1 protein-coding gene is annotated in these 3,123 nt (G+C 65.5%); it reads left to right on the forward strand.

What is annotated here, in order from left to right; translation table 11 throughout:
• Positions 1-388: 388 nt before the first annotated feature.
• Positions 389-3,123: calcium-binding protein (locus PMI01_RS23565; protein WP_007675338.1), on the forward strand; the 2,735-nt coding region annotated here is incomplete at its 3' end.

Raw genomic sequence — 3,123 nt, forward strand, 5'->3', positions numbered from 1 at the left:
TCCAGAAGTTCGCGCGGTAGGGTAATTTTCGAAGACCGTCAGACGGCCGCCGCTCCTTCGAGCGGCGGCCGTCTTCTTTTGTGGGCAAAGGCGGGTACGCCCGGCCGGACGGTGGAAGGGGGCTTGCTTCGGTCAGCGGCCACGCCAATACTCAAGGTTGCGACGGCAGGGAATGGCGACGACTCGTCACCGTCGGGGTTCGGGGAATGGTGTAGGTCGATGTCGATCGATAGGTCCCGTTGCGACTCGAGCAACCGTCGCGCTTCGGAAACCGGGGTTCGAGCCCGGTTCGCCTAGACGATCGCTGACCCACCTGGGCAACCAAGCCTTTCATCGCACATCGATTTTCCCGCGGGCCTGAACAGGCGGCGGTTCCAAGGAACTTCACATGGCCTACCTGCTCGGCACTGACGCTAGCGAAACGATCAACGGCACGTCGGGCGACGATACGATCGCCGGCAACGGCGGCACGGACATTCTGAACGGTGGCGACGGCAATGACGCGTTGTACGGCTTTACCGGCAACGACACCCTGAACGGTGGAAACGGCGACGACTGGATGGGCGGTCACGACGGCGACGACAATCTGGTCGGCGGCGACGGCGTGGATCGGCTCAACGGCAATCGCGGCGCGGACATCCTGGACGGCGGCGCGGGCAACGACACGCTGTCGATCGACTACGACCAATCGGTGGACAGCTATCGGGGCGGCGCTGGCGCCGACCTGTTCGATATCGATTTCTGGTATCCCTACGAACAGCCCAGCAGCCTGCTGGCGATGGACCACATCGTCGATTTCTCGACGGCCGAGGGGGATCGACTGACCCTCGGCGCGTTCAATGGCCAGTACACCTACTCGCAGAAGTACTTCGTCTGGAACGGCGCCATCACGGACCCGAACTTCAGCCTGTCGGCGGGCAAGGCGCTCACGGGCGGCATCGGCGCGGGCTTCATCGGGGCCTGGACCTGGGCCGACGCGGGCAAGACCTACCTTATCGTCGACGCCAACGACAATCAGACCCTCGACAACAACGACCTGGTTCTAGCCTTCGACAACGGGGCCAGCCTGAGCCCGTCCTCCTTCGTCGACGGCGCCTTCAGCGTGATACCGGGCACGCCGGGCAACGACACCTTGGTGGGGACGACCAACAACGACATCGTGTTCGGCGGTGGCGGTAGCGACACCCTATCGGGGCTCGCCGGCGACGATGAACTGCACGGCGGCGACGGTGGTGACGCGATCGATGGCGGCGATGGCGCCGACGTCCTGATCGGCGAGTTCGGCGATGACGTGCTGCACGGCGGCGCCGGGAACGACACGCTCTACGCCGGGGGGCGCTACAATGGGCAAGACGACTCCCAAGGCAGCGTCAACTCCCTGTACGGCGACGACGGCAACGACGTCCTGGTGGGCAGCACCGGCCAGGACACGATGTATGGCGGAGCCGGCGATGACATTCTCAACGGTGGCGCGGGTGACAAGCTGTACGGCGGCGATGGTGTCGACCAGCTCGCTGGCTCCGGCTCCGCCATTCTGGACGGTGGGGCTGGCGACGACCTGATTAGCGTTTCGGCCACCCAAGTCGCGACTGGCGGTGTTGGCGCGGACCGCTTTCGCGTGGGCTTCAGCGATAGCTATAGCCCTGGCAATCCGGCCGGCTATGGGACGATCACCGACTTCAACGCGACGGACGGCGATCGGCTGGACTTCGGCCCATCCTATTACTACGCGAGGCCGGTGGTCTGGCGCGGCGCGCTCGACAATCCGGCGTTCTCGCTCACCAACGGCGACATCTTCTCCACCGACGACTATGGCCCGGGCTTTTTCCAGATCTGGACCTGGACGCAGGGCGGATCGACCTATCTGATCGTCGACACCAACAGCGACGGCGTCCTGCAGTACGGCGTCGCCAGGCCTGACTATGTTCTGAAGTTCGACGGCCCCATCGGCCTGGACGCCGGGGCCTTTTTGCCCAGCTTCCTGTTCACGGGCGTCAACGGAACCAGCGCGGCCGATACCTTCAACGGCGGCGCCAACGCCGAAACCTATTACGGCGTCAATGGCGACGATCAGCTGCACGGCGGCGCCAGCGGGGATACGCTGTACGGCAACAACGGCGCTGACCAGATCTGGGGCGATGACGGCAATGACAGCCTCAGCGGCGGGCTGGGCAATGATCAACTCGAGGGCGGCGCGGACGCCGACCAGATCTGGGGCGGCGGAGGTTCGGACCTCATCCACGGCGGGGAGGGCGCGGACACGCTCTCCGGCTCGGGGACCGCGCCCGGGGACCAGGACGCCGTCACCGACATCAATCTGATCTATGGCGAAGGCGGCGACGATCAGATCACCGGCGGCGGCGCCCATGACCAGGCCTATGGCGGCGACGGAAACGATGGGATCTATGCGAGCGGCTCCCTGTATGGGGAGAATGGCGACGACCGCCTCACCGCTGGTTCGGCCAGTACGCTCCAGGGCGGGGCCGGCAATGACAGCCTGACCGGCGGTTCCTACGATGACGTCCTGGATGGCGGCGCGGGCGCCGATACCTTCCAAGGTGGCTTCGGCAACGACGTTCTGCGCGTCGATCTGGGCGACGCCACCGTCTGGAGCGGGGACGGCGACGATGTGATCCTGATCGACGGACTACGTCCTGGCGAGACCGCGATCCTCGGCGCGACGCCGGGCGTCTATGTCAACGGCGACTACGGCAACGATCGGTTCGTCATCCTGACCGACCTGGCCGCCGCCGCCGTCCTGAATTTGAACGGCGGCCCAGGCGGCTATAGCTCGGACGTCTATAACGGACATGACGTGCTGGACCTCAGCCACGCCGTCGGCGCGGTGACGGTTGATCTGAACCTGACAACCGCCCAGCAGACCGGCATGGGCAACTTCCTGCTCAACCAGATCGAGGATGTCGTCGCGGGCAATCATGGCTCGACCCTGATTGGCGGAGCGGGCGACAACGTCTTGACCGGTGGCGACGGCGCCGATTCTCTGCTCGGCGGGGCTGGAAACGACATCCTGACCGGCGGGGCCGGCAACGACACCCTGACCGGCGGCGCGGATTCGGACGTGGCGGTCTATATCGACGTCACCTCCGGCGTGACCATCGACCT

The sequence above is a fragment of the Caulobacter sp. AP07 genome, from assembly GCF_000281955.1.
GTDB lineage: Bacteria > Pseudomonadota > Alphaproteobacteria > Caulobacterales > Caulobacteraceae > Caulobacter.